Here is a 2,835-nt window from a genome sequence, read left to right as displayed (position 1 = left end):
CCCGGGCATGACGAGCTTGGGCACGAGCCTCCGCGAGTCCGACTGCTACTGTTTTCGCGGATAGAGGCCCCTCACCCCAACCCTCTCAGCGCGAGCGAAGCTCGTCGCGGCCCCGTAAGAACGAGGAGAGGGAGAAGATGCGCTCACTGCATCCGCATGATCTGATCCATCGGCGGCATGTTCGCGTTCAGATGCGACATGATCCAGACGGAGCCGCCGACCACCAGGAACACGATCAGGAGACCGAAGGCCAGCGCCAGCACGTTGTTGGTGTTGTCGGGGCCGGTCGTGATGTGCAGGAAGAACACGAGGTGCACGCCCATCTGCGCGATCGCCAGCACGATCAGCGCGACGGGGATCGAGGGCTGCCAGACCAGATTGGTGCCGGCGATGAAGAACGACGTCGCGGTCAGCAGCAGCGCAAGCGCAAGGCCGATGACATAGCCGAGCACGCGGGCACCGACACTATGTTCGCCCTCATCGCCCGGCGCGAAGCCGATGTCGCTATGGTCAGACAGATCGCTCATGGGGCACTCCCGAGCAGATAGACGACGGAAAACACCGCTACCCAGATGATGTCGAGCGCGTGCCAGAACAGCGCAAAGCACAGCATCCGGCGCATGATGTCGGCGCGAAAGCCTTTTGCAAAGACCTGGGCCATCATGGTGAGCAGCCAGAGGATGCCGGCCGTGACGTGCAGGCCGTGGCAGCCGACCAGCGTGAAAAACGCCGTGAGGAACGCGCTGCGGGTGGGACCGGCGCCGCGCGCGACGAGATCGGCGAATTCGCGGAACTCGATGGCGAGGAAGATCAGGCCGAGCACGCCGGTCGCGGCCATCGACACGTAGAACCAGAATTTGTTGCGGACGTCGGCGGCGATGCTCGCCATGCCGCAGGTGAAGCTCGACAGCAGCAGGCAGACCGTCTCGATCGCGACGTTGCGCTGGTCGAACAGCTCTGCGCCCTTGGGGCCATCAGCGGTCTGGTTGAGCAACACCGCATAGGCCGCGAAGAAGCAGGAGAACATCACGATGTCGGAGAGCAGGAAGATCCAGAAGCCGAATCCGGTGACCACGCGCTTCGGCGCCGGTCCGGGATGCTCGATCACCACTCCGATGTGATGGGGATCGTGCCCTGCGGTCGCAGCTATCGCCATCACACCGTCCCCGCGACGCTGACGAGATTGCGACGTTCCTCGATATTGGCGCGGTCGATGCGCGCGACGTCGGCGGCCGGAATGACGTATTCGTCATGGTCGCGCCAGGCGAACACCACGAAGGTCGCCCAGGCGCCGATGAGGCCCAGGATGACCATCCACCAGATGTGCCAGATCAGCGCAAAGCCCATGATGGTCGCAAAGAACGCGCAGACGAAGCCGGTCGGCGAATTCCGGGGCATCTCGATGTCCCGATACTCCGGCTCGGTGTGTTCGAGCTGCTCCTGCCGGGCTTTTGCCTTCATCTCCCAATAGGCGTCCTCGCCGCGGACATCGGGTGAGATGGCAAAGTTGAAGACCGGCGGCGGCGACGAGGTCGCCCATTCCAGCGAGCGGCCGTCCCAGGGATCGCCGGTGCGGTCGCGCAACGCCTCGCGGTTGCGGATGCTGACGACGACCTGCACGATCTGGCAGACCACCGCCAAGGTCAGGATCGCCATGCCGATGACGGCGACGATCATCCAGGGCCGCCACGCCGCGACGTCGTAATGCTGCATGCGCCGGGTCATGCCGAGCATGCCCGCGGCATAGAGCGGGATGAAGGTGACGTAGAAGCCGATGAAAGTGCACCAGAACGCCGCCTTGCCCCACCACTCATCCAGCCGGAAGCCAAAGGCTTTTGGAAACCAGTAGGTGAAGCCGGCAAACGCGCCGAACAGCACGCCGCCGATGATGACGTTGTGGAAGTGCGCGACCAGGAACATGCTGTTGTGCAGCATGAAGTCGGCCGGCGGCACCGCGACCAGCACGCCGGTCAATCCGCCGATGATGAAGGTGACCATGAAGCCGACCGACCACAGCATCGGCGTCGTGAAGCGGATGCGGCCGCCATACATCGTGAACAGCCAGTTGTAGATCTTCACCCCGGTCGGCACCGCGATGATCATGCTCGCAATGCCGAAGATGGCGTTGACGTCGGGCCCCGCCCCCATCGTGAAGAAATGGTGCAGCCAGACCATGAAGGAGATGACGCAGATCGCCATGGTCGCGAGCACCATGGAGCGGTAGCCGAACAGCGGCTTACCGGAGAAGGTCGAGACCACCTCGGAGAAGATGCCGAACGCCGGCAGCACGAGGATGTAGACCTCCGGATGTCCCCAGGCCCAGATCAGGTTCATGAACATCATGATGTTGCCGCCGGCTTCGTTGGTGAAGAAGTGGAAGCCGAGGTAGCGGTCGAGCAGCAGCATCGCGAGCGTGGCGGTGAGGATCGGGAACGCGGCGACGATCAGGAGGTTTGAAGCGAGCGTGGTCCAGCAGAACATCGGCATGCGCAGATAGTTCATGCCTTTTGTGCGCAACTTCAGGACCGTCGTGACGAGATTGATCCCGGCGACCAGCGTGCCGACGCCGGAGATTTGCAGCGACCAGGCGTAATAGTCGACGCCGACGCCGGGCGAATAGACGAGCCCGGAGAGCGGCGGAAAGGCAAGCCAGCCCGTGCGCGCGAATTCGCCGACGACGAGCGAGAGGTTGACGAGCAGCGCGCCGGTCGCGGTCAGCCAGAAGCCCACCGAGTTCAGCGTCGGGAAGGCGACGTCGCGCACGCCGAGCTGGAGCGGCACGACGAGGTTCATCAGCCCGATCACGAACGGCATCGCCACGAAGAAGATCATGAT

3 protein-coding genes are annotated in these 2,835 nt (G+C 63.6%); all 3 read right to left on the bottom strand.

Going from position 1 to position 2,835, the window contains the following annotated elements; all coding sequences use genetic code 11:
* Nucleotides 1-143: 143 nt before the first annotated feature.
* Nucleotides 144-527 (bottom strand): cytochrome o ubiquinol oxidase subunit IV, encoded by a 384-nt coding sequence (gene cyoD / locus C2U70_RS28755; protein ID WP_140982010.1) that lies wholly within the window; start codon nt 525-527, stop codon nt 144-146.
* A complete protein-coding gene (locus C2U70_RS28750; RefSeq protein WP_140982009.1) occupies nt 524-1,156 on the bottom strand; it encodes a cytochrome (ubi)quinol oxidase subunit III in 633 nt (210 codons plus the stop codon). The genes cyoD and C2U70_RS28750 overlap by 4 nt, the downstream gene beginning before the upstream one ends.
* Nucleotides 1,156-2,835: cbb3-type cytochrome c oxidase subunit I (locus tag C2U70_RS28745; RefSeq protein WP_140982008.1), on the bottom strand; the 1,680-nt coding region annotated here is incomplete at its 5' end. The genes C2U70_RS28745 and C2U70_RS28750, both read right to left, overlap by 1 nt.

It is taken from the genome of Bradyrhizobium guangdongense (assembly GCF_006483445.1).
Lineage (GTDB): Bacteria > Pseudomonadota > Alphaproteobacteria > Rhizobiales > Xanthobacteraceae > Bradyrhizobium > Bradyrhizobium guangdongense_A.
This window is presented reverse-complemented; position numbering and strand designations above follow the sequence as displayed.